Origin of the sequence: Streptomyces sp. NPDC101160 (genome assembly GCF_044768205.1) — a bacterium.
Taxonomy (GTDB): domain Bacteria; phylum Actinomycetota; class Actinomycetes; order Streptomycetales; family Streptomycetaceae; genus Streptomyces.
Map to the genome: position 1 here is coordinate 328,568 of NZ_JBIWPJ010000007.1, position 23,449 is coordinate 352,016.

The window sequence follows — 23,449 nt, forward strand, 5'->3', positions numbered from 1 at the left end:
CCCCGGCCTACTCGGCCGGGGGCGCCGTGCGTTCTATGCTGGCTCCTCGGTTTCCGCCAACTCGGCGGAGAACTCGGACAGTTCGGGACCCCGGGGGAACATTGGCACAGTCGTTCGTACCTCACCAGCCAGGTCCGCCGCCGTCCCACGGCCCCGCCGCCGTCGACCCGCGCGGCAACCCGAGCGCCAGCGAGGCCACCCGGCTGCTCTGCGCCGGCACGTACCTCGACGACGCCTACCGCGACGCCGTCATCGAGCAGCTCTACCTCCACGAGGAGCGCGTCACCGCCCCCTCGCTCGGCATCGACGCCGCCCGCGTCCTCGCCCACGCCCTGCGCGCCCGCCGCATCGAACTCGCCTGGTCCGCCGCGATCCTCGCGCTCTGGATCGTCGCCTTCCCGCTCACCAAGGGCCTGGCGCTGCTCCTGGCCCTGCCCTACGTCCTGCTCGGCATCGCCCGCTGGATCCGCGGCCGCGCCGCGAACGCGCCGTACTACCGCACCGTCCCCGCCTTCCTCCTGCGCTGGTACGGACGGCTGAGCTTCGTCCAGTCCGCGGTGCTCCTCCTCGTCCTCGCCTTCGCCGGCGAGGAGACCCGCTGGGAGTTCCTCAGCGGCCTCGACGACACGAGCGGCGCCTTCGCGCTCGCCACCGCCGGCGCCGCCGAGGAGCTGTGGGGGATCGGCAGGCTGGAAGTCTGGATCACCATCGCCGTGCCGCTCCTGATCGCCTGGGCGGTCGCCGTGCAGCGCGGCCAGTTCGCCCGCGCGCTCACCCAGGAGCTGCACCCCAAGCGCTTCGCCGACCTCGCCGGCGACCCCGCCGAGCAGGCCCAGGGGGCCCGGTTCCGCCGCCTGCGCGACCGGATCCGTACCGAGCAGCACTCCCGGCTCGTCATGTACCGCTCCGAGACCCCGTTCTGCGGCGCCGGCGAGCCCTACGAGCCCTGGTCGCTCTCCGTCGAACTGCGCCCCCGCAAGAACCTGGAGGGCCGCGCGCCCGAGCCGCTCGACAACAGCGCGATCATGCGGCACATCGTCCCGCTCCTGGAGGCCCTCCGGGTGCCCTCGCTGCACGGCTCCCCGGAGATCCAGGCCGCCGTGCGCGACCGGCTGCGCCACCTGGAGATCGACGAGGTCGTCTTCCTGCCGGTCGACGGACTGCCGAGCCGCGCCGCCGCCCCGTACACCCCCGAGGGCTTCGAGCTGCACCGCTCCGGCGCGATCGAGGAGGGCGGCGAGACCCGCCGCCACTTCCTGCGGATCCGCGTCGGCGGCTGGGGCGAGGAGATCGTCACCACCGTCTTCGTCCGCGTCCACACCCAGGGCGGCATGCTGATGCTGGAGGTCGCCCCGCACGTGCTGCGCCCGGTCGACCAGTGGTACCGCTACGCGGACCGGATCGCCCACCGCTACCGGCACAACCACTACTTCGGCAAGGCCGTCTGGGCCCTCGGCCAGACCCCGCGCTCCGCCGGGCAGGCCCTGGTCACCCTGGGGCGGGCCCTCGGCCAGGTGTGGCGCATCGCCACCCGCGGGCACGCGGGCGCGCTGCCCGAGGGGCCGCTGTACTCCGTGCGCGAGCTGGGCTCCGACGGCGACGCCTCGCTCTTCCAGGAGATGGACATCAGCCGCTACCTGAAGAGCATCCAGGACCGGGTGGCGGGCGGCGTGACCGTGGCGCTGCGCGAGGCGGGGTACGAGACCGCCGAGTTCGAGCAGAAGATCGTGCACGTCGCGGAGGGCGGGACGTTCATCGAGAACACCAAGGGGAACGTCACCATCGGCGACCACAACACCGTCACCAGCAAGACCTTCAACACCAGCGGCACCACGAAGACCGGAGGCGACCGTGGCTGACAACGACAACTCCGTGCCCGGCGGCATCAACGTCACCAACACCGGCGGCAACGTCACCATCGGCGACCACAACACCGTGTCGTACACGGTGCACGGCACCGAGCCCGCCCGCGACCCGCAGCAGGAGGAGCTGCTCCGGGCGATCCGCGAGCTCCGCGCGGACCTGACGCGCGTCGTCGCCTCGGAGCGGACCGCCGCGCTCGACGCCGAACTCTCCGACGCGGAGGACGAGATCGAGGGCACCGGCGCCGCCGGCCCCGGCCGCCTCGCCCGCCTCCGCCAGGCCCTCGCGGAAGCCGACGCCCTCACCGGCCTCCTCGCCTCGGGCGCGGCCGCTGCCCAGGCCGTCGCCGCGCTGGTCGGAGGCTGAGATGAGCACGCACGGGGGCGGGGCGTGGTGGAACGACGAGTCGCAGAGCTGGGAGACGGACGCCCCGACGCCACCGAAGCCGCCGACGGCGCCGGCTCCGGTCGCGCCGGCTCCGGTCGCGCCGGGCCCGGTCCCGGGCGAGGGGCAGGGCCGGGACCAGGGGACGGAGACCGGAACGGCGCCTGGGCAGCCGCCCGTTACGGCGCCGGGCGTGGTGCCGGCGCCCGCCCCCGGCTACGCGCCCGGAGCTGCGCCCGCCCCCGGCTACGGTCCCGGCGCCGCGCCCGCGCCCGCGCCCGGCTACGGGCCCGGGTCCGGTGCCGGGCCCGCGTACGGTCCCGTCGTGCCGCCCCCGCCGCCGTCGTACCTCCCCGGAGCGGTGCCCGCGGACGCGTCGGCGCCTCGGTCCGGGCCCTCGCGCAACGTGCTCGTGGCCGGCGCCGTGGTGGCGGTGCTGGTCGCCGGGGGCGTCGGGGGGTGGTTCCTGTGGGGTCGGGACGGCGGAGGCGGCGGTACGGGGCAGGGGCCGACGGCCGCGCCCAGTGCGACCGTGTCGGAGGCGCCGTCCACCGGGTCGGACGAGCCGTCCGGGTCCGGATCCGCGTCCGCGTCCGCGTCGCCGTCGGAGGGCGCGCCGCCCGCCGGCTTCCGGCTCGTCGAGGACGACGCGGGGTTCACGATCGCCGTGCCCGAGGGCTGGAACCGCACCACGTCCGGGGCGAGCGTGTTCTACAACGCGCCCGACGGCGCGAGCCTGGTGCAGGTCTTCACGATCGACGAGCCGGGCCTGACCCCGTACGAGGCGCTCCAGCAGACCTCCCGGGACCTGGCCGAGAAGAACCCCGGCTATCAGGAGGTCGGCCTCGAACGGACCGGGACGGACGGGAAGGAGGCCGAGCTGGTGTACTCGTACGACCGGACGGAGGGCCGCCGGAAGGTCGTCGACCGGGCCTTCACCGGCAGCGACGGCAGGCAGTACGCGGTCCTCGCCGCCGGGCCGGAGACGGAGTGGCCCAAACAGCGGGAGACCATCGACACGGCCCTCAGGTTCTTCAAGCCGGGTCCGTGACCGAGTCCTTCAGCAGGTGCCGGGCGAGCTCGCCGACTCCCGCGAGGGTGCGCCGGAGCAGCCCGGGACCGAAGGTGATCCGGGTCGCGCCGAGCAGACCGAGCTCGGTGAAGGACGGGTCGTCGGGCCGGCGCAGGAAGTTGAGCGGTCCGGTGACACCGGCCGCCCGCAGCGCGGGCAGGTCCGCGGCCGGGGCCAGGATCGGGAAGACGCAGTCCGCGCCCGCCGCCGTGTAGAGGCGGGCGCGTTCGGCGGCCTCGGTGACGGTCCCGCCGTGCAGGTACGTGTCCAGGCGCGCGTTCACGAAGAGCGCGGGCCCGGCCGCCGCCCGTACCGCCGCGAGCCGTTCGGCCTGCTCGTGCGGGTCGCGGAGCGGGCGGCCCCGACCGACCCCCGTACGGTCGGAGTCCTCCAGGTTCACGCCGACCGCGCCGGTCTCCAGGACCCGCTCGACCAGCTCCTCCGGGGCGAGGCCGTAGCCGTCCTCGACGTCGGCGGTGACCGGTACGGAGACGGACCGGACGATCCGGGCGACGGCCGCGAACATCTCGTCGGCCGGCGTGTCCCCGTCCTCGTACCCGAGCGCGGCGGCGATGCCCGCGCTGGGCGTGGCCAGGGCCGGGAAGCCGGCCTCCGCGAAGACGCGGGCGGAGGCGGCGTCCCACGGGCCGGGCAGGACCAGCGGGCGGTCGGCGGGCCGGTCGTGGTGCAGGGCCCGCAGGACGTCGGCGGTCACCGCTTGAACATCCCGGCGGTGTAGTGGCCCGGGACCATGCGGGTGGAGACGGCGATCCGGTTCCACGAGTTGATGACCGTGATCGCGCCGATGACGTGCGCGAGCTCCGCCTTGTCGAAGTGCTCGGCGGCCTCCGCGAACACCTCGTCCGGCACGAAGCCGTCGGTGACGACGGTGACGGCCTCGGTCAGGGCCAGGGCGGCCGCCTCGCGCTCGGTGTAGAAGTGCCGCGACTCGCGCCAGGCGGACAGCTGGACGATCCGCTGCACGGACTCGCCGGCCGCGAGGGCGTCCTTGGTGTGCATGTCGAGGCAGTAGGCGCAGTTGTTGATCTGCGAGGCGCGCAGCTTGATCAGCTCGTAGAGGACCGGGTCGACGTGCTTCGACGCGGCGATCTCCAGGCCGACCATGGCCTTGTAGAAGTCGGGGTGCAGCTCGGCGAAGGCGATGCGGGCGGGGTGCTCGTGCGCGTAGCCGGTCTGCGGGGTCTGCGGGGTCTGCGGGGTGCCGTTCACGGTGGTTGTCATGACGATCACCGTACGGTTCCGGTGGTGCCCGGGTATGGTCCATTTCCATGGCAAACGAGTGGGCCACTTTCGGCGCCGACCTGCATCTGGACCTCGCTGGACAGGGCCTGCGGCACGGCCTGATGGACGCGCTGCGGGAGGCGGTGCGCAGCGGGCGGCTCGCGGCGGGGACGCGGCTGCCGTCCTCGCGTTCGCTCGCCGCCGACCTGGGCGTGGCGCGGAACACCGTCGCCGACGCGTACGCGGAGCTGGTCGCCGAGGGCTGGCTCACCGCCCGGCAGGGCTCCGGCACCCGGGTGGCCCCGCGGTCCGCACCGCGTCGCACGGAGCGGAGCCGTACGGCGGCTCCCGTCGCCTCGCGCAGGGCGGCCGGGACGCCCACGTACAACCTGCTGGCCGGCACGCCCGACCTCGCCACCTTCCCGCGCGCCGACTGGCTCAAGGCGGCCCGCAAGGCGCTGATGGCCGCGCCCAACGAGGCGTTCGGCTACGGCGATCCGCGCGGCCGCGTCGAACTGCGCACCGCCCTCGCCGAGTACCTGGCGCGGGCCCGCGGGGTGCACGCGCGGCCCGAACGGATCGTGGTCTGCTCGGGGTTCGTTGACGGGCTGATGCTGATGGGGCGGGTGCTGCGGGACTGCGGGGTGCGGAAGGTGGCCGTCGAGTCGTACGGCCTCGACGTCCACTGGAACCTGCTGACCCGGGAGGGGCTGCGGATCCCGGCGCTGCCCTTCGACGAACGGGGCACCCGGACCGAGGAGTTGGCGACGACGAGCGGGGCTGGGGCGGTCCTGATGACCCCGGCCCACCAGTTCCCCATGGGTGGCGCGCTCCACCCCGACCGGCGGGCGGCGGCGGTCGACTGGGCGCGGGCCACCGGTGGGCTGATCCTGGAGGACGACTACGACGGGGAGTTCCGCTACGACCGCCAGCCCGTCGGCGCGCTCCAGGGCCTCGACCCGGAGCGCGTCGTCTACCTCGGCACGGCCAGCAAGTCGCTCGCGCCGGGCCTGCGGCTGGCGTGGATGGTGCTGCCGGAGCACCTGGTGGAGGAGGTGGCGGCGGCGAAGGGCGGGGCCGAGTGGGCGTCGCCCGCGACCGACCAGCTGACCTTCGCGGAGTTTCTCGGCTCGGGCGCGTACGACCGGCACGTCCGCGCCATGCGGCTGCGCTACCGGCGCCGCCGCGACCAGTTGGTGGCCGCCGTCGCCGCGGCCTCGCCCGGCACCCGGGTGAGCGGCATCGCCGCCGGCCTGCACGCCGTCCTCGAACTCCCCGAGGGCACCGAGGCCGCCACCGTCAGCTCCGCCGCCTTCCAGGGCCTCGCCGTCATGGGCATCAACCGCTTCCGCCACCCGGACACCCCGGTGACGAAGGACGCGCTGGTGGTGGGCTACGGAACCCCGACGGACAGCGCCTGGACGGGCGCACTGGAGGCGCTGTGCAGGGTGCTGCCGTAGCGGCCTGAGACGGAGGCCGACCGCGAGCACCGGGACCTGCCGCCGATTCGCGCTGCGCCCGTGGGCGCCCACCGCGCCTGCCGCCTGCGTCCGCGCCCCCGCCGAGCTGCGCCCGTGCCCGGCCTGGCTGTACCCGCGTCCCCGCCGGGCTGTTCCCGTGCCCCTGCCCCTGCCCGCACCCGGCGCCGCCCGGTGCCCGGCCAGGGGCCGCCGCTATGCCTCCGCCCGCTCCTCCGCCCCTTCCTCCTCCGTCATCGCCTCGCCGAATCTGGCCAGTGTCAGTGAGCCCGCCACCGCCACCGCGAAGCCGAGGACCGCAAGCCAGCCGAGGCCCTCGCGGGTCTTGTCGCCCAGCCAGGCCACGCCCACGATCGCCGGGCCGATCGTCTCGCCGAGGACGAGGCCGGCCGTGGCCGTCGTGACCGCGCCGCGGCTGAGGGCGGAGGTGTAGAGGACGAAGGCGGAGGCGCCGGCGAGCAGCAGGGCGTACAGGGCGGGGTTGGTGAAGTCCAGGCCGTCGAGGAGGCGGACGGCGACCTCGACCACGCCGAAGCCGAGGCCGCCGGCGAGGCCGAGGCCGAGGGCGCGCGGGCGGTCGGGGAGGCGGCCGGCGGCCGCGCCGATGCCCAGGACGGCGACGGCGGCCGCGAGCAGGCCCCATTCGAGTCCGTCGCCGACCCCTTCGTGGCCCTCCCGGCCGGAGGCGAGCGCCAGCATCGCGAGGCCGAGGCAGACGGCGCCGACGGCGATCCATTCGATCCGGCGCAGCCGGACGCCGAGCACGCGCGAGGCGACGACCGCCGTGACGGCGAGGCTGGCGGCGAGGGCGGCGCCGACCGCGTAGATCGGCAGGGTGCGCAGGGCCACGATCTGGAGGACGAAGCCGAGTCCGTCCAGGCCGAGCCCGGCCAGGTACCGCCACTGCCGCAGCGCCCGCCACATCAGGGCGACGTCGACGCCGCCGCCGGTGCCGGGCTCGGCGGCCCGGGCGGCGAGGGCCTGGAGGACCGAGGCGGTGCCGAAGCAGAGCGCGGAACCAAGGGCGCAGATCATCCCAAGCAGCATGAAAGGACCCTAGTGCGTGGGGTTCGGACGACCGGGCGGCTGCGGCCTCGGGCGCCGCGCCTACACTGTGCGGTCGCAACTCTGCGACGGCAGGACGACGGGGAGGACAGGTCATGCGCAGGCTGAGGTCGAGCACGGTGGTACTCGGTGGAATGGGCATGCTCGCGGCGACACTGACCGCGTGCGGCTCGGAGCCCGACCGGCGCTGCATCGACCCCGTCACGTACAAGGAACTCCCCGACTACAAGTGCGAGGACGGCCGCGGCAGCAGCAGCGGCTCCTCCACCGGCCGCTACTACTACGGCGGTTCCTCCAGCAACGGCCGTGTCAGCGGCGGCAGCTACGACAGGTCCGCCGTCGAGAGCGGCGGCTTCGGCGGCCACCACTCCTCCTCCGGCGGCTGATCCCGCATGGAGCGCCACACCATCGAGCCCCGCCCCGGCTGGCAGCGGACCGTCGAGGAGCAGGGCCTGATCTACCCGCTGACCCGCTACCCCGACGGCTCGCTGCGCCCGTACTGGGACGAGAGCGCCTACTACTCCTTCAGCCTGCCCGAGGTCGAGGCCCTGGAGGAGGTCGTCGAGGAGCTGCACGCCATGTGTCTGGCGGCGGCGGCGCACATCGTCGAGAAGAACCGTTTCGCTGACCTCGGCATCACCGACCCGCGGCTCGCCGCCCGGGTCGCCGAGTCCTGGCACCGCCGGGCCGAACTCCCCACCGTCTACGGGCGCTTCGACCTCCGTTACGACGGCGCGGGCGGCCCGGCCAAGATGCTGGAGTACAACGCCGACACCCCCACCTCCCTGGTGGAGGCGGCGAGCCCGCAGTGGTTCTGGATGGAGGAGCGCTTCCCCGGCGCCGACCAGTGGAACTCGCTCCACGAGCGCCTCGTCGACGCCTGGAGGCGCCAGGCGCACCTGCTGCCGCCCGGCAGCCCCGTGCACTTCGTCCACTCCGACGGCGACGAGCTCGGCGAGGACCTGATGACCGTCGCGTACCTGCGCGAGACCGCCCAGCAGGCCGGCCTCGCCACCGAGGCGCTGTCGGTCGAGCGGATCGGCTGGGACCGCATCACCGGCCGCTTCGTCGACGACCGGCTCCGCTTCATCCGCGCCTGCTTCAAGCTCTACCCGTGGGAGTGGCTCACCACGGACCGCTTCGGCCCGCACGTCCTCGACACCCTCGACAACGGCGGCGGGACCGGCTCCACCTGCTGGATCGAGCCCGCCTGGAAGATGCTGCTCTCCAACAAGGCGCTGCTCGCGGTCCTCTGGGAGCTGTACCCGGGCCACCCCAACCTGCTGCCCGCCTACCTCGACGGCCCCCGCGAACTGGCCACGACCACCGGCTGGGTGGCCAAGCCGCTGCTCGGCCGCGAGGGCGCCGGCGTCACCCTGCACGAGCCGGGCGACGCCGTCGTCCTCCGCGACGACGAGCCCTGCTGCTACCAGGAGCTCGCCCCGCTGCCCGACTTCGACGGCAACCGCGTCGTGCTCGGCGCGTGGACCGTCGGCGACGAGGCGGCGGGGCTCGGCATCCGGGAGTCGGCGGGACCGGTGACGGACGAGTACGCCCGCTTCATCCCGCACGTGATCCTCTGACCAGGACTCCGGTCAGGACTCCGGTACGTAGTCCCTGAGCGGCGCGGGCCGGAGACCGGCCGCGTCGGCCGCCGCCAGGGCCCGCCGCAGGTCCTGCTCGACCGTCTCGTTGAAGTGCAGCAGAACGATGTCGCCCGCCTTGAGCGCGGGCGTCGGCGGGGTCCACTGGCCCCAGGTCGTCATGTCGTACGTCCACGTCACCACGGCCTTCGCCCCGCACGCCCGCGCGGTGGTCAGCGTGGTCGCGTCGTACGTCCCGTACGGCGGGCGCAGCAGCCGCGCCCCGTCCCCGAACTCGGCGAGCTGCGCCTCGCGCGCCCCGCAGACCTGCGCCCGCTGGCCGGCGGCGTCGAGGGTGGTGAGGTCCGGGTGGTCGACGGTGTGGTTCTCGACGCGGGACGGGCCCTGGTCGAGCAGCGTGTGGAAGTAGCCGGAGTCGTACGCGTACGCGCCCGGCAGCAGGAAGAGGGACGCGGGCACCCGGCGGTCGAGCAGCAGCTTCGCGGCGGCCGGGTCGTGGTACCAGCCGTCGTCGATGGTGACGAAGACGACCGGGTCGGTGGTCTGGACGTGGTTCACGACCGGTACGGGCTCCGGCCAGGCGGCGGCGGCCGTCGGTGCGGCGTGGGCGGGGGCGGGAAGCGCGCTCACGAAGGCGAGCGGGACGAGCGCGGCGAGCGCGCGGCGCAGCGCGCGGCGCAGACGGGGTCTCGACATGGCGGCCATCATTGGCCTAGACCAACTGGGGTGTCAATGGGGGGAGTCGGGCAGGAAACGGACGTGGGCGGTCCGCCCGGAGACGGTCCGCCCGGAGACGGTCCGCCCGGAGGCGGTCCGCCCGGAGACGGACCGGACCGCCCACGTCCGTCAGCGCGAACCGTCAGTCCGCCGAGAGCACCGCCCGCAGCTGCTCCAGACCCCAGTCCAGGTCCTCCTTCGAGATCACCAGCGGCGGCGCGATCCGGATCGTCGACCCGTGCGTGTCCTTCACCAGGACGCCCCGGGCCATCAGCTTCTCCGAGATCTGCCGGCCCGTGCCCTTCGCGGGTGCGATGTCCACACCCGCCCAGAGCCCGCGGCCCCGCACCGCCTCCACGGCTCCCCCGCCCACGAGCAGGCCCAGCTCGGCGTGCAGGTGCTCGCCCAGCTCGGCCGCGCGCTGCTGGTACTCGCCCGTCCGCAGCATCGCGATGACCTCAAGGGCGACCGCGCAGGCCAGCGGGTTGCCGCCGAAGGTCGAGCCGTGCTCGCCCGGCCGGAACACCCCGAGGACGTCCCGGTTCGCGACCACCGCCGACACCGGCACGACACCGCCGCCGAGCGCCTTGCCCAGGACGTAGACGTCGGGCACCACGTCCTCGTGCTCGCACGCGAACGTCCGGCCCGTACGGCCCAGGCCCGACTGGATCTCGTCCGCCATGAACAGCACGTTCTTCCGGGCCGTCAGCTCCCGCACCCCGCGCAGATAACCGGCCGGCGGGACCAGCACCCCCGCCTCGCCCTGGATCGGCTCCAGGAGCACGGCCACCGTGTTCTCCGTGACGGCCGCCTCCAGGGCGGTCAGATCGCCGTACGGCACGATCTCGAAGCCCGGCGTGTACGGACCGAAGTGGTCACGCGCCTCGTGGTCCGTGGAGAAGCTGACGATCGTCGTCGTCCGGCCGTGGAAGTTGTTCCCCGCCACGACGATCTTCGCGTGCCCGTCCGGCACGCCCTTCACCTCGTACCCCCACTTGCGAGCCGTCTTCACCGCCGTCTCCACGGCCTCCGCGCCCGTGTTCATCGGCAGCACCATCTCCTTGCCGCACAGCTCGGCCAGGCGCGCGCAGAACTCCCCGAACCGGTCGTGCTGGAACGCGCGCGACGTCAGCGTCACCCGCTCCAGCTGCGCGTGGGCGGCGTCGATCAGGCGCCGGTTGCCGTGCCCGAAGTTGAGCGCCGAGTACCCGGCGAGCATGTCGAGGTAGCGGCGCCCCTCGACATCGGTCATCCAGGCGCCCTCGGCGGAGGCGACGACCACGGGCAGGGGGTGGTAGTTGTGGGCGCTGTGGGCGTCCGCGGCAGCGATCTCGTCTTGCGTCCTCGACGTACTCGACACGGGGTCTCCGTTCGTCCTGCGGCCAGGGGCGGGTGTGGTTCCCTTTTCTTATCGTCGCTCGCATGCCGCACGGGGAAACCTGTCGTGACGGCGCGCCCGATACTCTGGAAACACGCACGGCGACTGGCGTACGGGGAACGGACCCCGGGGGAGCCGTGCGCGGCAGAGCACACGAGATGCCGTCCGCCTGGGCATCACGGGAGACCGAAGTCCCGTGTGGATGCCGCCCGCCCCCTGCCTTCGGCGGGTGAGCCCCCATCCGCATCACGGGAGACCGAAAGTCCCGTGTGGATGCCGCCCGCCCCCTGCCTTCGGCGGGTGAGCCCCATCCGCTTCACGGGAGACCGACAGTCCCGTGCGGTGCCGCTCGATGCCGTTGGCATCCGCGCCCGGGACCCCAGCCCGGAGGTACGAACGCCATGAACCTTCCCCTTCCCGCCCACCACCCGGCCCTCTCCGCCGCCGATCCCGAGCTCGCCGCGCTCGTCGGGGCCGAGGAGCGGCTCCAGGCCGAGACGCTCCGCCTCATCCCCAGCGAGAACTACGTCTCCGACGCCGTCCTCGAAGCCTCCGGCACCGTGCTGCAGAACAAGTACAGCGAGGGCTATCCGGGCCGCCGCTACTACGAGGGCCAGCAGAACATCGACCAGGTCGAGAGCCTGGCCATCGCCCGCGCCCAGGCCCTCTTCGGCGTCGACCACGCCAATGTGCAGCCGTACTCCGGCTCGCCGGCCAACCTCGCCGTCTACCTGGCCTTCGCGCAGCCCGGCGACACCGTGATGGGCATGGCGCTGCCGATGGGCGGCCACCTCACCCACGGCTGGGGCGTCTCCGCGACCGGCACCTGGTTCCGGGGCGTGCAGTACGGCGTACGGAAGGACACCGGGCTCATCGACTTCGACCAGGTCCGCGAGCTGGCCCTCGCCGAGCGCCCGAAGGTGATCTTCTGCGGCGGTACGGCGCTGCCCCGCACGATCGACTTCGCCGCGTTCGGGGAGATCGCCCGCGAGGCCGGCGCCGTGCTCGTCGCCGACGTCGCCCACATCGCCGGCCTGATCGCGGGCGGCGCCCACCCGTCGCCGGTGCCGCACGTGGACGTGATCTCGACGACCACGCACAAGACCCTGCGCGGTCCGCGCGGCGCGATGCTGATGTGCCGCGAAGAGCACGCCAAGGCCCTCGACAAGGCCGTCTTCCCCGGCCTCCAGGGCGGCCCGCACAACCAGACGACCGCCGCCATCGCCGTCGCCCTGCACGAGGCGGCCCAGCCGTCCTTCCGCGACTACGCCCACGCGGTCGTCGCCAACGCCCGGGCCCTCGCCGAGGCACTGCTCGACCGCGGCTTCGACCTGGTCTCCGGCGGCACCGACAACCACCTGATCCTGATGGACCTCACGCCCAAGGAGGTCCCGGGCAAGGTGGCGGCCAAGGCGCTCGACCGGGCCGGGATCGTCGTCAACTACAACACCGTCCCGTTCGACCCGCGGAAGCCCTTCGACCCGTCCGGCATCCGCATCGGCACCCCGTCGCTCACCTCGCGCGGCCTCGGCGTCGCGCACATGCCGCAGGTCGCCGACTGGATCGACCGGGGCGTCGCCGCCGCCGGAAAGGGCGACGAGGACGCCCTGGCCGTCATCCGCGCCGAGGTCGCCGAGCTGATGGCCGCCTTCCCGGCCCCGGGCCTGCCGGTCTAGCCGGGCCGGGCCCCACGCGTTCCGGGGCGGGAGAGCGAGTGCCCCGCCCGCCCCGGAGGCCGCCCGGAGGACACCCGAAGTCCGCCCCGGAGTCCGCCCGGAGGCGGCCACCCGGAGACCGTCCGGAGTCCCCCCGGAGTCCCCCCCGGGAGTCCGCCTCAGGCCGTGGTGCGGGCCACCGGGATCCACAGCTGCGCGTCGTTCTGCGCAGGGTCGTCCTGCGCGGGGCGGGTGCGCAGGATCTCCGGGCCCGGCCGGTACTCGTACGGGTTGGACGGGATCCACCGGGCGGCCACGTCGGCCCACATCTGCTGCAGCGCCTGCGGGAACGGCCCGGTGTTCTCGAACACCGCCCAGGTGCCCGCCGGGCACTCCAGCACGTCGAGGTCGTCCGGCAGTTCGGCGTCGGCGGTGGTCACCACGGCGTGGTAGTAGTCCAGTTCGCTGCCCTCCTCGAAGCCGTCCTTGCCGCCGTCCTTGGCGCCGTCCGGCAGGCGCACGGTCGCCGAGACCACGCCCTCCGGGTCCTGGTCCGACAGGGCGGCGATCCGCAGCATCGTCTCCGGCGGGATGCTCTTGATGTGCTCGGCGATGTGCGGGTTGACGCCCTGGTGGATCAGCGGGACGCGGGCCTTCCTGCCCACGACCCGGAACGCTTCCTTCTCCACGATGCGGTATCGCATGCTGCTGTTCCCTTCGACGGTGAGGCGGAAGGACAGCCGGGGCTGCGAGTTCAGCGCCGCGCCGGTGCGCCTGGCCTCGCCGGGACCGACTCCGTGCACGGCGCGGAACGCCCGGGCGAAGGCCTCGCCCGAGGTGTAGCCGTAGCGGATCGCGATCTCCAGCAAGGTCGGTTCGCCGGCCAGCACGTCGGCCCCCGCGATGGTGAGCCGCCGCCGTCGGACGTACTCCGACAGCGGCATCCCCGCCAGCGACGAGAACAGCCGCCGGAAGTGGTACTCCGACGTGACCGTGATCCGGGCCAGCGCGGACACATCGATCTGCTGGTCGAGGTGACCCTCGATGTGCTCCATGGCCTGGTTCAGCCGATCCAGCAACCCCGGCCTCCTTCCTTTCGATCACCACGCTAGGAAGGGCCCAGCCTGCCGCACCCGACATCCTGTGCCCGCTCCGGTCGGGTGCGGCGGGCTCGTCCGGCGCCGGTCAGCCCTCGCCGTCCACGGCCTTCCGGATCAGTGCCGCGAGGTCCTGGGCGTGGGTGTCGTCCGCGCCCGCCGACAGCCGGCTGCGGGTGAAGGCGAAGGACAGTCCGCGGCCCGGGTCGGCGAAGGCGATGCTGCCGCCGCTGCCGTTGTGGCCGAACGCGGTGAGCTCACCGCCTGTCTCCGGCAGTCCGAGGAAGTAGCCGAGGCCCTTCGGGATGGGCGCGCCCAGGATGCGGTCCGGTTCGCGGGTCTGGAGTCCGTACAGCAGCGGGAGCCGCTCGGCCGGGAGCAGGCGGACGCCGTCGACCTCGGCGAGCAGGGACGCGTACATGCGGGCCGCGGCGCGGGCGGTGAGCGTGGCGCCGGCGGGGGCGTGGGCACGCAGGAAGTCGGGGCGGTTGGCGAGGCGGGCGCAGGGCCACACGTCGGGGTTCGGGACGGCCTGGAAGAAGGGGGCGCCCGGCGGGATCGCGGCGAGCTTCTCCTCCCAGCTGCCCGCCACCAGCGGGACCACCCGGTCCGCCTGCTCGTCGGGGATGCCGTAGAAGAGGGAGTCCGCGATGCCGAGCGGCTCGGTGACGTACACGTGCAGCGCCTCGGCGATGCTGCCGAGCCCCGTGGCGCGGCGCACGGTCTCGCCGAGGATCCAGCCGAAGGTCCAGCCGTGGTAGCCGCTGGCCGTGCCCGGCTCCCACAGCGGTTCCTGCGCGGCGATCAGCGCGCACATGCCGTCCCAGTCGCACAGCTCCTCCGGCGTGATCGCCGGCGGCAGCTGCGGCACGCCCGTGCGGTGGGTCAGCGCGTCGCGGACGGTGGCGCGGTCCTTGCCGTGGGCGCCGAACTCCGGCCAGTAGTGGGCGACAGGCGTGTCGTAGTCGAGCAGGCCGCGCTCGACGAGGACGTGGACCAGTGTCGCCGTGACGCCCTTGCCGGTGGAGTAGCTGTGGAACAGGGAGCCGGAGTCCACTCCCCGGCCGGCGGCCCCCTCGCCCGCGTACGCGTCGACGATCAGTTCCCCGTGCCGGTACGCCGCCACCTGCACGGCCGACTCCCGGCCGGAATCGACCAGCCGCCGGACCATGTCCTCGACGCGTGCCTGTATGTCCGCCATCAGTTCCCCCTGAGAGCTCTTCCGAGAGCACTTCGTGTGCGATGTGTGTTTCTCGTCTCACGGGGCACAATGCCACGTCCGGTTCCGGGGGTCACACCTGAGAGAATGATGAGCATGGCCTCTGACCGACCCCGTGTGCTTTCCGGAATCCAGCCCACCGCAGGCTCGTTCCACCTCGGCAACTACCTCGGCGCCGTGCGCCAGTGGGTCGCGCTGCAGGAGTCCCACGACGCCTTCTACATGGTGGTGGACCTGCACGCGATCACGGTTCCGCAGGACCCCGCGGAACTGCGCGCCAACACCCGGCTCGCCGCCGCCCAGCTGCTCGCCGCCGGCCTCGACCCGGAGCGGTGCACCCTCTTCGTCCAGAGCCACGTGCCCGAGCACGCCCAGCTCGGCTGGGTCATGAACTGCCTCACCGGCTTCGGCGAGGCGTCCCGCATGACGCAGTTCAAGGACAAGTCCGCCAAGCAGGGCGCCGACCGCGCCACCGTCGGCCTCTTCACGTACCCGGTCCTCCAGGTCGCGGACATCCTGCTGTACCAGGCGCACGAGGTGCCGGTCGGCGAGGACCAGCGCCAGCACATCGAGCTGACCCGCGACCTCGCGGAGCGCTTCAACGGGCGCTTCGGGGAGACGTTCACGATCCCGTCGCCGTACATCCTCAAGGAGACGGCGAAGATCTACGACCTCCAGGACCCGACGGTCAAGATGAGCAAGTCGGCGTCCACGCCGAAGGGTCTGATCAACCTGCTCGACGACCCGAAGGCCACCGCCAAGAAGGTGAAGAGCGCCGTCACCGACACCGACACGGTGATCCGCTTCGACCCGGAGAACAAGGCCGGCGTCTCCAACCTGCTGACGATCATGTCCGTGCTCACCGAGACGTCGATCGCCGACCTGGAGAAGAGCTACGAGGGCAAGATGTACGGCGCCCTCAAGACCGACCTCGCCGAGGTCATGGTGGACTTCGTCACTCCGTTCCGCACCCGCACCCAGGAGTACCTGGACGACCCGGAGACCCTGGACGCCGTGCTCGCCAAGGGTGCGGAGAAGGCCCGGGCGGTCGCGGCGGAGACGCTGGCGCAGGCGTACGACAAGATCGGTTTCCTGCCCGCCAAGCACTGAGTCCCGGGACGCTGGCCGAAACGGTGGTGCAGGCCGCACACTGGCGCCTGCACCATCCGCACACATGTCGACCCGTACACATTTCGACGCACGACTCGACGCACGACGGAGGAGAACGACGTGGGGACCGTAACGCTCGGCGTTTCGATCGCGGTCCCGGAGCCTCACGGCAGCCTGCTCCAGGAGCGGCGCGCGGGCTTCGGGGATCCCGCCGCGTACGGCATCCCGACCCACGTCACCCTGCTCCCGCCCACCGAGGTCGACGCGGACCGGCTGCCGGAGATCGAGGCGCACCTCGCCGCGATCGCCGCGGTCAGCGAGCCGTTCGCGATGCGCCTCGACGGCACCGGCACCTTCCGTCCGCTCTCCCCGGTCGTCTTCGTGAAGCTCGTCGAGGGCGCCACCGGCTGCGACCTGCTCCAGGAGCGCATCCGGGACGCCGCCGGCCCCGTACCGCGCGAGCTGCAGTTCCCGTACCACCCGCACGTCACCGTCGCGCACGGCATCCCGGACGAGGCGATGGACCGCGCCTTCGAGGAGCTGGCCGGTTACCGGGCGGAATGGACCTGCCGCTCCTTCGCGCTGTACGAGCAGGGCGCCGACGAGGTGTGGCGCAAGCTGTACGACTACGAGTTCGGCAGCGGCCGTACGGTCCCGGCGCCGGCCGTGGCCCCGGCCACGATCACCGCCGTACCGGCGCAGGGCGGCAGCCCGGTCGACGAGCCGACCTCCACGGTCTAGCCGACCGCCACGGTCTAGCCGGGGTCACACCGGCTAGCCGACCTCCACGGTCTGGCCGGGGTCACACCCGCTAGCCGGAGTCACACCGGCAGGCGCCGGAACAGCGGCCGCGGCACGTGCCGCAGCGCCGACATCACCACCCGCAGCGCGCCCGGCACCCACACCGTCTCCGAGCGGCGCCGCAGCCCCAGCTCGATCGCCGTGGCGACCGCCTCCGGCGTGGTCGCGAGCGGCGCCTCCGCGAGCCCCTCGGTCATCTTCGAGCGCACGAACCCGGGCCGCACCACCATCACGTGCACGCCCGTGCCGTGCAGCGCGTCCCCCAGCCCCTGCGCGAACGCGTCGAGCCCGGCCTTGGACGAGCCGTAGATGAAGTTGGCCCGGCGGGCCCGCTCACCGGCCACCGACGAGAGCACCACCAGCGAGCCGTGCCCCTGCGCCTGGAGGGTCTGGGCGCAGACCAGGCCGGCCGAGACGGCGCCGGTGTAGTTGGTCTGGGCGACCCGGACTGCGGCGAGCGGGGCGGCCTCGTCGCGCGTCTGGTCGCCGAGGACACCGAAGGCCAGCAGGACGAGGTCGATGTCGCCCTCGGCGAAGAGCTTCCCGAGCCGCTCCTCATGGGTCTCGGTGTCCAGGGCGTCGAAGGGCACGGTGCGCACGTCGGCGCCGAGCGCGCGCAGCGACTCGGCGGCCTCGTCGAGGGCGGGGGAGGGGCGGCCGGCCAGCCACACCGTGCGGGTGCGGCGGGCGATCAGGCGGCGGGCGGTGGCGAGGCCGATCTCGGAGGTGCCGCCGAGAACGAGCAGGGACTGGGGCGCGCCGAAGGCGTCCTTCATGGCGTTCACGCTCCTCATAGGGCGAGACGGCGGGCCAGGTCCGAGACGAAGACCGACCCCGGGTCGATACGGGCCCGCAGCTCGCGGAAGTCGTCGAGCCTCGGGTACATCGTGGCCAGCGCCTCGGGCCGCAGCCGCGAGTCCTTGGCGAGGTAGACCCGGCCGCCGGCCGCGGCGACCTCCTCGTCCAGCTCGTCGAGGAAGGCGCCGAGGCCGCTCAGCGAGGCCGGGATGTCGAGGGCGAGGGTCCAGCCGGGCAGCGGGAAGGACAGCCAGCCCGGGTCGGCCTCGCCGAAGCGCTTGAGGACGGCGAGGAAGGACGGGCAGCCGCGGCTGGCGATGCGCCGCACGACCCGGCGCAGGGTCTCCTCCTGCCCGTGGCCGACGACGAACTGGTACTGCACGAAGCCGCCGCGCCCGTACACCCGGTTCCAGTGCGGGACGCCGTCGAGGGGGTGGAAGAAGGCGGGGAGCCGCTGCAGCCGGCCGGTGGCGCGGCGCGGGGCCCTGCGGTACCAGAGCTCGTTGAAGAGGCCGACGCTCGTGCGGCCGAGCAGCCCCTCGGGGACGTACGCGGGGGCCGCCGGCAGCCGTCCGGGGCGGAAGGCGAGGGGCTCGCGGCGGGCCCGGCGTTCGCGGACGGGCAGCGCGTCGTACGGGGCGTGGTCGCCGCGGGTGAGGACGGCGCGGCCGGTGGCGGCGCCGCGCGCGAGGAGGTCGATCCAGGCCACGGAGTAGCGGTAGCGGTGGTCGGTCGCGGTGAGCCGGGCCATCAGGTCGTCGAGGTCGGTGGCGCGTTCGGTGTCGACGCACATCAGGGAGGTCTCGACGGGCAGCAGGCGCAGGGTGACGGAGAGGATCACACCGGTCAGGCCCATGCCGCCGGTGGTGGCGTCGAAGAGCGGGGTGCCGGGGAGGACGGTGTGCACCTGGCCGTCGGCGGTGAGCAGGTCGAGGGAGACGACGTGCCGGGAGAAGGAGCCGGAGACGTGGTGGTTCTTGCCGTGGATGTCGGCGCCGACGGCCCCGCCGACCGTGACGTAACGGGTGCCGGGGGTGACCGGCACGAACCAGCCGAGCGGCAGCAGCACCTCCATCAGGTGGTGCAGGCTGACGCCCGCGTCGCAGACGACGAGCCCGGCCTCGGCGTCGACGGCGCGGATCCGGGCGAGACCGGTCATGTCGAGGACGGCGCCGCCGGCGTTCTGCGCGGCGTCCCCGTACGCCCGGCCGAGACCGCGCGCGATCGAGCCGCGCGAGCCGGGAGCGCCGTACGCGCGGACGGCCGCGGCGGCCTCCTCGTACGTCCGGGGACGGATCACGTACGCGAGGGTGGGGGCGGTGCGGCCCCAGCCGGTGAGGGTGTCGATGTCCGTCACGACGTCGGTCTCGGCTGCCATGGAGGTGACCGTATAGCGGCGAGTGTCGCTTATGCCGGGATTGGCGGGCGGTTCGTCGAAATGGGTGATTAAACGAGTGTCAGGAAAGCGCCCCGGCCCGTAGGTCAGCTCGGCGCGTCAGAGTCGCCCGTGGCTGTCGGTGAACCGGGGAGGCGGGCGAGGAGCATGCGATACGGGGAAGGTGGCGAGGACCGGGGCGGGGGCCGGGACAGAGGCTGGTCCCTCGGCGGGGACCGGGGCTGGGGCTGGTCCCGGAGCGGGGGCTGGTCCTGGCGCGGCGACCGGAACGAGGGCTGGTCCTGGGGCGGCGACCCGGGCGGGGGCTGGTCCCGGGGCGGCGACCGAGACGGGGGCCGCGGCGGGGACCGGGACAGAGGCCAGTGGGGCGGCGACTCAGGCTGGGGCTGGGGCGGCGCCGACCACCGGCTGCTCGCCGCGCTGCGCGCCCACGGGCGCCGCCCTGTCGTGGCCGCCGCCGCCCGCGGGCTCTCGGCCGCCGGCGAACACGCGGCGCTCTGGCTGGCCACCGGCCTGACCGCCGCCGCCCTCGACCCGCCGCGCCGCGCCGGCTGGCTGCACGGCACCGCCCTGGTCGCCGCCGCGCATCTGACGGGCATGGGGGTCAAGCGGATGGTGCGGCGCCCGAGGCCGCGCCCCGAGACGTACGCGCCGCTCGTCCGGACCGCCGGCCGGCACTCCTTCCCCAGCTGCCACGCCTGCTCCGCGGCCGCGGCCGCCGTCGCCTTCACCGCCCTGCACCCGCCGGCCCGGCACCTCGCCGTCCCGGCCGCCGCCGTGATGTGCCTCGCGCGGCTCGTCGCCGGCGTCCACTACCCGACGGACGTCGCCGCCGGGGCGCTGCTCGGCGCGGCCACCGCGGCCGCGGGCCGCGGCCGGCTCCGTGCCGTCACCGAGGGGAGGCGGTCGTGACCGAGCCCGTCGCCCTGCTCACCGCCACCGCCACCGCCGCGCCGCCCCCGCCCCCGCTGCCCGTCCGGCGCCGGACGTTCGCGGTCGTGGTCGGGCTGGTGCGCACCGCGCGGCCGCGTCAGTGGGTCAAGAACGCGCTCGTCGTCGCCGCGCCCGTCGCCGCCGGGCGGATCGGCTCCTGGCCCGGTGCGGTCCGACTCGCCCTGGTCTTCGCGCTGTTCACGGCCGCCGCCTCCGCCGTCTACCTGGTCAACGACGCCCGTGACGCCGACGCCGACCGCGCCCACCCCGTCAAACGGCACCGGCCCGTCGCCGCCGGGCTCGTCCCCGTACCGCTCGCGTACGCCGTCGGCGGGGCACTCGGGATCGGCGCGGCGGCGCTCGGCGCGGCGCTGTGCAACCCGATGACGGCGCTGCTCGTCGCCGCCTACCTGGCGATGCAACTCGCCTACTGCGTACGCCTGAAACACGTCCTCGTCGTCGACCTCGCCGTCGTCACGACCGGCTTCCTGATGCGCGCGATGAGCGGCGGGCTCGCGCTCGGGATCCCGCTCTCGCGCTGGTTCCTCATCACCACCGGCTTCGGCGCGCTCTTCATGGTGGCGGCGAAACGCTACTCCGAGGCCGTGCAGATGGCGGCCGCCGAGGGTGCGACCCGGGCGCTGCTCACCCAGTACACCACCGGATACCTGCGCTTCGTCTGGCAGTTGGCGGCCGGCGTCGCCGTCCTCGGCTACTGCCTGTGGGCCCTGGAGAGCGGCGGCGTCGCCGGCGGCTCGCTGCTGCCGTGGCGTCAGCTCTCCGTCGTCGCCTTCGTGCTGGCCGTGCTCCGCTACGCCGTCTTCGCCGACCGCGGCACGGCGGGCGAGCCGGAGGACGTCGTGCTGCGCGACCGGCCGCTCGCCGTCATCGGCCTGGTGTGGGCGGCGATGTACGGCATGGCGGTCGCCGACCTGTGAGGTGCCGGGAGACGGGCGCCGGGTCTGCGATTCTGGGTTCCGACACCCGTGCCCGCCCGTGTCTGACCACCTGAGGAGAACGCGTACGCCATGGACTGGCTGACCAAGCTCCCCGTCGTCGGCCCCTGGGTCGCCCGCTTCATGCGCACCCACGCCTGGCACGCGTACGAACGCCTCGACGAGGTGTACTGGACCCGGCTCGCCGCCGCCATCACCTTCATCAGCTTCCTCGCCCTCTTCCCGCTGATCACGGTCGCCGCCGCGATCGGCGCCGCGCTGCTCAGCCCGGAGCAGCTCGACAGGATCGAGACGAAGCTCGCCGACCAGGTGCCCGGCATCTCCGACCAGCTCGACATCGGCGGTCTCGTCGCCAACGCCGCCACGGTCGGGCTCGTCGCCGGTGCCGTGCTGCTCTTCACGGGCATCAGCTGGATCGGGTCCATGCGCGAGTGCCTGCGCGCCGTCTGGGACCTCGACGGGACGGACCAGGGGAACCCGTTCGCCCGCAAGGGCAAGGACGGGCTCGTGCTGCTCGGTCTCGGCGGGGTCATGGTCTGCTCGCTCGCCGCGTCCTGGCTCGGCTCCACCGCCGTCGGCTGGAGTGCCGACCGGATCGGGCTCTCGCACAGCGGCGCCGAGGGGATCCTCCTCCAGGTCGCCGCCGTCCTGGTGGCGGTCGTCGCCGACTTCCTGATCCTGTCGTACGTGCTCACGCTGCTGCCCGGCGTCGAGCCGCCGCGCCGCGACCTGGTCGTCGCGGCGCTCATGGGCGCGGTCGGCTTCGAGCTGCTCAAGCTGCTGCTCGGCGGCTATATGAAGGGCGTCGCGGCGAAGTCGATGTACGGGGCGTTCGGCGTGCCGGTCGCCCTGCTGCTGTGGCTCAACTTCACCGCGAAGCTGCTGCTGTTCTGCGCGGCCTGGACGGCCACGGGCCGGGGGGTCAGCGACTCGGGTTCTCCTCCATCGGAGGAGCCGTCGACTCCGCCCGGTCCGCCGGAGAAGTCGCCGGAGAAGTCGCCGGAGCAGTCTCGTCCGTCGGAGAAGTCCCGTCCGTCGGAGAAGTCGTCGGAGAAGCCGGCTCAGGGCGGGGGCGACGGGCCGAAGCCCCCAGCGGCCAGCGCCGGTTGACCAGGAACACGGCACCTGCGAGCAGCAGCAGCGCGCCGCCGGCGATGGCGAGGGCGATGCCCATGCCGCCCGACCGCTCCTGCGCGGCGGCCGCGTGCGCGGTGTCGGCCGGGGCGTTCTTGCCGGGTGCGGGCTTGGTGCCCGCGCTGGTGCCGGGCGCCGGGGTCGCGAGGACCGACCGCGGTGCCACCAGTTCGCCGACCGGCGTCACCTTGCCGGTCGCCGCGAAGCCCCAGTCGAGCAGCCGCGCGGTCTCCTTGTAGACGGCGTGCTGCTCCTTCGACGACGGGTTCATGACCGTGACGAGCAGCACCTTGCCGTTGCGCTCCGCGACACCCGTGAAGGTCGCCCCGGCGTGCGTGGTGTTGCCGTTCTTGACCCCGGCGATGCCCTGGTACGGGGCGACTCCGATGTCGCCGGTGAGCAGCCGGTTGGTGTTCTGGATCTCGAAGGTCGGGCGCTTCTTGTCGCCGGGCTTCTGCTCGCCGGGGAAGGCGGCCCGCGCGGTCGAGCAGTACTCGCGGAAGTCCGCCTTCTGCATGCCGCTGCGGGCGATGAGCGTCAGGTCGTACGCGGAGGAGACCTGGCCCGGCTCGTCGTAGCCGTCCGGGGACTTGACGTGGGTGTCGAGGGCCTGCAGGTCCTCGGCGTGCGCCTGCATGTCCGCGACGGTCTGCCCGACGCCGTTGTTCATGGCGGACAGGACGTGCACGGCGTCGTTGCCGGAGCGCAGGAAGACGCCCAGCCACAGGTCGTGGACGCTGTAGGTCTGCTTCTCCTTGATGCCGACCAGGCTGGAGCCCGCACCCATGCCGGCCAGGTCGGTGGCGGCCACCGTGTGGTTGAGCGTCTTGGGGAACTTCGGCAGCAGGGTGTCCGCGAACAGCATCTTCAGCGTCGACGCCGGGGCCAGCGGCCAGTGCGCGTTGTGCGCCGCGAGGACCTGGCCGGTCTCGGCGTCCGCCACGATCCACGAACGGGCGCTGAGCTCCTTCGGCAGCACCGGCGCGCCCGGCAGCAGCTGCACCTGGGTGCCGGGCTGGGCGAGGCGCGCGCCGCCGACGCCCGACATCCGGGCCGGCGGCTGGGGCTGCGGCGCCTTGTCGTCCGCGAGCGCGGGGGCGGCGGCGAAGAAGGGGAGCAGGGTGGCGGCGGCGGTCGCCGCAAGGGCGGCCTTCGCGGTCATCTTCGAAGGGGACACGATCGAGAACGTACATGCCCGGAAGCGCGTTCCGAACCCCGCGGGGCGGTTCGTGCCCGCTCGTCCACCCGTCCGCAGGGGCGTCGGCGGGGCCTCCGGCGCGGGTGGTGATACTGGGGCCATGAAGCTCAGCCGCCCCGTCTCCTGGTTCCTGCTCGCGTTCGGCGTCTGGAGCTGGTTCATTTGGGTAACTTTCGTGAAAAATCTCTGGCACGACGCGAGCGGGCTCGCCTTCGACGACGCCGGCGATCCGACGGCCTACTTCTGGGTGCACCTGATGCTGGCCGTCACGTCCTTTGTTCTGGGGACGGTGATCGGCGTGATCGGGTTGCGTGGCGTGCGCGCCCTCACGCGCGAGCGGAGGTAGCGC

Annotated in this window: 22 protein-coding genes, 1 pseudogene and 1 riboswitch; of the genes and pseudogenes, 13 read left to right on the forward strand and 10 right to left on the reverse strand. The window is 73.6% G+C overall.

From position 1 onward, the window contains the following. Positions 1 to 35: 35 nt before the first annotated feature. From ACIRSU_RS24190 to ACIRSU_RS24200, 3 genes are read left to right on the forward strand one after another with little or no spacing between them, the layout of a single operon-like run. Positions 36 to 1,859, forward strand: coding sequence for a hypothetical protein (locus ACIRSU_RS24190; protein WP_403795677.1), 1,824 nt, complete (start codon positions 36 to 38; stop codon positions 1,857 to 1,859). Continuing rightward, a complete protein-coding gene (locus ACIRSU_RS24195) occupies positions 1,852 to 2,229 on the forward strand; it encodes a hypothetical protein (protein WP_403795679.1) in 378 nt (125 codons plus the stop codon). Before ACIRSU_RS24190 ends, ACIRSU_RS24195 begins: the two co-directional genes overlap by 8 nt. Position 2,230: 1 nt before the next feature. After that, the gene (locus ACIRSU_RS24200) at positions 2,231 to 3,298 is read left to right on the forward strand and encodes a hypothetical protein (protein ID WP_403795682.1); all 1,068 of its coding nucleotides are present in this window, start codon (positions 2,231 to 2,233) and stop codon (positions 3,296 to 3,298) included. Here the strand turns inward: ACIRSU_RS24200 and ACIRSU_RS24205 are convergent. After that, a complete protein-coding gene (locus ACIRSU_RS24205; RefSeq protein WP_403795685.1) occupies positions 3,282 to 4,034 on the reverse strand; it encodes an isocitrate lyase/phosphoenolpyruvate mutase family protein in 753 nt (250 codons plus the stop codon). The genes ACIRSU_RS24200 and ACIRSU_RS24205 overlap by 17 nt on opposite strands. Further along, on the reverse strand, positions 4,031 to 4,561 hold the full coding sequence (locus ACIRSU_RS24210; protein WP_403795687.1) for a carboxymuconolactone decarboxylase family protein: 531 nt from the start codon (positions 4,559 to 4,561) through the stop codon (positions 4,031 to 4,033). The genes ACIRSU_RS24205 and ACIRSU_RS24210 overlap by 4 nt, the downstream gene beginning before the upstream one ends. Positions 4,562 to 4,608: 47 nt before the next feature. Between ACIRSU_RS24210 and ACIRSU_RS24215 the strand changes: the two genes are divergently transcribed. After that, on the forward strand, positions 4,609 to 6,021 hold the full coding sequence (locus tag ACIRSU_RS24215; RefSeq protein WP_403795690.1) for a PLP-dependent aminotransferase family protein: 1,413 nt from the start codon (positions 4,609 to 4,611) through the stop codon (positions 6,019 to 6,021). 213 nt (positions 6,022 to 6,234) lie between these two features. Here the strand turns inward: ACIRSU_RS24215 and ACIRSU_RS24220 are convergent, their stop codons facing one another. Then, on the reverse strand, positions 6,235 to 7,086 hold the full coding sequence (locus ACIRSU_RS24220; protein ID WP_403795693.1) for a hypothetical protein: 852 nt from the start codon (positions 7,084 to 7,086) through the stop codon (positions 6,235 to 6,237). A 113-nt stretch (positions 7,087 to 7,199) separates the two neighbouring features. On the opposite strand from ACIRSU_RS24220, the gene ACIRSU_RS24225 reads away from it, so the two are divergent. Next, entirely contained in the window at positions 7,200 to 7,490 is a 291-nt protein-coding gene (locus ACIRSU_RS24225; RefSeq protein ID WP_403795695.1) for a hypothetical protein, read from the forward strand. 6 nt (positions 7,491 to 7,496) lie between these two features. After that, positions 7,497 to 8,687, forward strand: coding sequence for a glutathionylspermidine synthase family protein (locus ACIRSU_RS24230; protein WP_403795698.1), 1,191 nt, complete (start codon positions 7,497 to 7,499; stop codon positions 8,685 to 8,687). Positions 8,688 to 8,699: 12 nt separating this feature from the next. Here the strand turns inward: ACIRSU_RS24230 and ACIRSU_RS24235 are convergent, their stop codons facing one another. Together ACIRSU_RS24235 and rocD are read right to left on the reverse strand one after the other, a co-directional pair. Beyond that, positions 8,700 to 9,404 carry a polysaccharide deacetylase family protein gene (locus ACIRSU_RS24235; protein ID WP_403795701.1) on the reverse strand — a complete coding sequence of 235 codons (705 nt, stop codon included), beginning with the start codon at positions 9,402 to 9,404 and terminating at the stop codon, positions 8,700 to 8,702. A 163-nt stretch (positions 9,405 to 9,567) separates the two neighbouring features. After that, entirely contained in the window at positions 9,568 to 10,785 is a 1,218-nt protein-coding gene (gene rocD / locus ACIRSU_RS24240; RefSeq protein ID WP_403795703.1) for an ornithine--oxo-acid transaminase, read from the reverse strand. Between the two features lie 109 nt (positions 10,786 to 10,894). After that, a riboswitch (ZMP/ZTP riboswitch) is annotated at positions 10,895 to 10,985 on the forward strand. Between the two features lie 219 nt (positions 10,986 to 11,204). Between rocD and glyA the strand changes: the two genes are divergently transcribed. After that, the gene (gene glyA / locus ACIRSU_RS24245; RefSeq protein WP_403795704.1) at positions 11,205 to 12,479 is read left to right on the forward strand and encodes a serine hydroxymethyltransferase; all 1,275 of its coding nucleotides are present in this window, start codon (positions 11,205 to 11,207) and stop codon (positions 12,477 to 12,479) included. Positions 12,480 to 12,637: 158 nt separating this feature from the next. Here the strand turns inward: glyA and ACIRSU_RS24250 are convergent, their stop codons facing one another. After that, positions 12,638 to 13,537, reverse strand: coding sequence for a GyrI-like domain-containing protein (locus ACIRSU_RS24250; protein WP_403795707.1), 900 nt, complete (start codon positions 13,535 to 13,537; stop codon positions 12,638 to 12,640). 106 nt (positions 13,538 to 13,643) lie between these two features. After that, positions 13,644 to 14,756 (reverse strand): serine hydrolase domain-containing protein, encoded by a 1,113-nt coding sequence (locus ACIRSU_RS24255; protein WP_403795709.1) that lies wholly within the window; start codon positions 14,754 to 14,756, stop codon positions 13,644 to 13,646. Between the two features lie 114 nt (positions 14,757 to 14,870). Between ACIRSU_RS24255 and trpS the strand changes: the two genes are divergently transcribed. Together trpS and ACIRSU_RS24265 are read left to right on the forward strand one after the other, a co-directional pair. Further along, complete coding sequence (trpS, locus tag ACIRSU_RS24260; RefSeq protein WP_403795711.1) at positions 14,871 to 15,884, forward strand: tryptophan--tRNA ligase; 1,014 nt, start codon at positions 14,871 to 14,873, stop codon at positions 15,882 to 15,884. Positions 15,885 to 16,004: 120 nt separating this feature from the next. Further along, positions 16,005 to 16,625 (forward strand): 2'-5' RNA ligase family protein, encoded by a 621-nt coding sequence (locus tag ACIRSU_RS24265; RefSeq protein WP_403795714.1) that lies wholly within the window; start codon positions 16,005 to 16,007, stop codon positions 16,623 to 16,625. Between the two features lie 80 nt (positions 16,626 to 16,705). Here ACIRSU_RS24265 and ACIRSU_RS24270 read toward each other — a convergent pair whose 3' ends face one another. Further along, complete coding sequence (locus ACIRSU_RS24270) at positions 16,706 to 17,461, reverse strand: decaprenylphospho-beta-D-erythro-pentofuranosid-2-ulose 2-reductase (protein ID WP_403796462.1); 756 nt, start codon at positions 17,459 to 17,461, stop codon at positions 16,706 to 16,708. Positions 17,462 to 17,475: 14 nt separating this feature from the next. After that, on the reverse strand, positions 17,476 to 18,861 hold the full coding sequence (locus tag ACIRSU_RS24275; protein WP_403795717.1) for an FAD-binding oxidoreductase: 1,386 nt from the start codon (positions 18,859 to 18,861) through the stop codon (positions 17,476 to 17,478). 165 nt (positions 18,862 to 19,026) lie between these two features. Here ACIRSU_RS24275 and ACIRSU_RS24280 point away from each other — a divergent pair, with 165 nt between their 5' ends. The 3 genes from ACIRSU_RS24280 to ACIRSU_RS24290 all read left to right on the forward strand — a co-directional run bounded on the left by ACIRSU_RS24280 (position 19,027) and on the right by ACIRSU_RS24290 (position 21,878). After that, positions 19,027 to 19,791, forward strand: a complete 765-nt coding sequence (locus ACIRSU_RS24280) for a phosphatase PAP2 family protein (protein ID WP_403795720.1) — start codon at positions 19,027 to 19,029, stop codon at positions 19,789 to 19,791. Next, positions 19,788 to 20,750: a decaprenyl-phosphate phosphoribosyltransferase gene (locus ACIRSU_RS24285; protein ID WP_403795723.1), complete on the forward strand. Its 963-nt coding sequence runs from the start codon at positions 19,788 to 19,790 to the stop codon at positions 20,748 to 20,750. Before ACIRSU_RS24280 ends, ACIRSU_RS24285 begins: the two co-directional genes overlap by 4 nt. Before the next feature lie 90 nt (positions 20,751 to 20,840). Further along, positions 20,841 to 21,878, forward strand: coding sequence for a YihY/virulence factor BrkB family protein (locus ACIRSU_RS24290; RefSeq protein ID WP_403795725.1), 1,038 nt, complete (start codon positions 20,841 to 20,843; stop codon positions 21,876 to 21,878). Positions 21,879 to 22,224: 346 nt separating this feature from the next. On the opposite strand, the pseudogene ACIRSU_RS24295 reads toward ACIRSU_RS24290, so the two are convergent. Further along, positions 22,225 to 23,262 (reverse strand): annotated as a pseudogene (locus tag ACIRSU_RS24295) (D-alanyl-D-alanine carboxypeptidase); the annotation flags it as partial. On the opposite strand from ACIRSU_RS24295, the gene ACIRSU_RS24300 reads away from it, so the two are divergent. After that, positions 23,201 to 23,446 (forward strand): SCO4848 family membrane protein, encoded by a 246-nt coding sequence (locus ACIRSU_RS24300; protein ID WP_403795728.1) that lies wholly within the window; start codon positions 23,201 to 23,203, stop codon positions 23,444 to 23,446. The pseudogene ACIRSU_RS24295 and the gene ACIRSU_RS24300 sit on opposite strands and share 62 nt — an antisense overlap. Positions 23,447 to 23,449: the final 3 nt, after the last annotated feature.

Bases quoted from the DNA above. Each gene is read 5' to 3' on its own strand.
- ACIRSU_RS24270 (WP_403796462.1), bottom strand. From the start codon at position 17,461: ATGAAGGACGCCTTCGGCGCGCCCCAGTCCCTGCTCGTTCTCGGCGGC.
- glyA (WP_403795704.1), top strand. From the start codon at position 11,205: ATGAACCTTCCCCTTCCCGCCCACCACCCGGCCCTCTCCGCCGCCGAT.
- ACIRSU_RS24280 (WP_403795720.1), top strand. From the start codon at position 19,027: ATGCGATACGGGGAAGGTGGCGAGGACCGGGGCGGGGGCCGGGACAGA.
- ACIRSU_RS24200 (WP_403795682.1), top strand. From the start codon at position 2,231: ATGAGCACGCACGGGGGCGGGGCGTGGTGGAACGACGAGTCGCAGAGC.
- ACIRSU_RS24300 (WP_403795728.1), top strand. From the start codon at position 23,201: ATGAAGCTCAGCCGCCCCGTCTCCTGGTTCCTGCTCGCGTTCGGCGTC.
- ACIRSU_RS24220 (WP_403795693.1), bottom strand. From the start codon at position 7,086: ATGCTGCTTGGGATGATCTGCGCCCTTGGTTCCGCGCTCTGCTTCGGC.
- ACIRSU_RS24235 (WP_403795701.1), bottom strand. From the start codon at position 9,404: ATGTCGAGACCCCGTCTGCGCCGCGCGCTGCGCCGCGCGCTCGCCGCG.
- ACIRSU_RS24215 (WP_403795690.1), top strand. From the start codon at position 4,609: ATGGCAAACGAGTGGGCCACTTTCGGCGCCGACCTGCATCTGGACCTC.
- ACIRSU_RS24275 (WP_403795717.1), bottom strand. From the start codon at position 18,861: ATGGCAGCCGAGACCGACGTCGTGACGGACATCGACACCCTCACCGGC.
- ACIRSU_RS24190 (WP_403795677.1), top strand. From the start codon at position 36: ATGCTGGCTCCTCGGTTTCCGCCAACTCGGCGGAGAACTCGGACAGTT.
- ACIRSU_RS24225 (WP_403795695.1), top strand. From the start codon at position 7,200: ATGCGCAGGCTGAGGTCGAGCACGGTGGTACTCGGTGGAATGGGCATG.
- ACIRSU_RS24230 (WP_403795698.1), top strand. From the start codon at position 7,497: ATGGAGCGCCACACCATCGAGCCCCGCCCCGGCTGGCAGCGGACCGTC.
- ACIRSU_RS24210 (WP_403795687.1), bottom strand. From the start codon at position 4,561: ATGACAACCACCGTGAACGGCACCCCGCAGACCCCGCAGACCCCGCAG.
- ACIRSU_RS24290 (WP_403795725.1), top strand. From the start codon at position 20,841: ATGGACTGGCTGACCAAGCTCCCCGTCGTCGGCCCCTGGGTCGCCCGC.
- ACIRSU_RS24255 (WP_403795709.1), bottom strand. From the start codon at position 14,756: ATGGCGGACATACAGGCACGCGTCGAGGACATGGTCCGGCGGCTGGTC.
- trpS (WP_403795711.1), top strand. From the start codon at position 14,871: ATGGCCTCTGACCGACCCCGTGTGCTTTCCGGAATCCAGCCCACCGCA.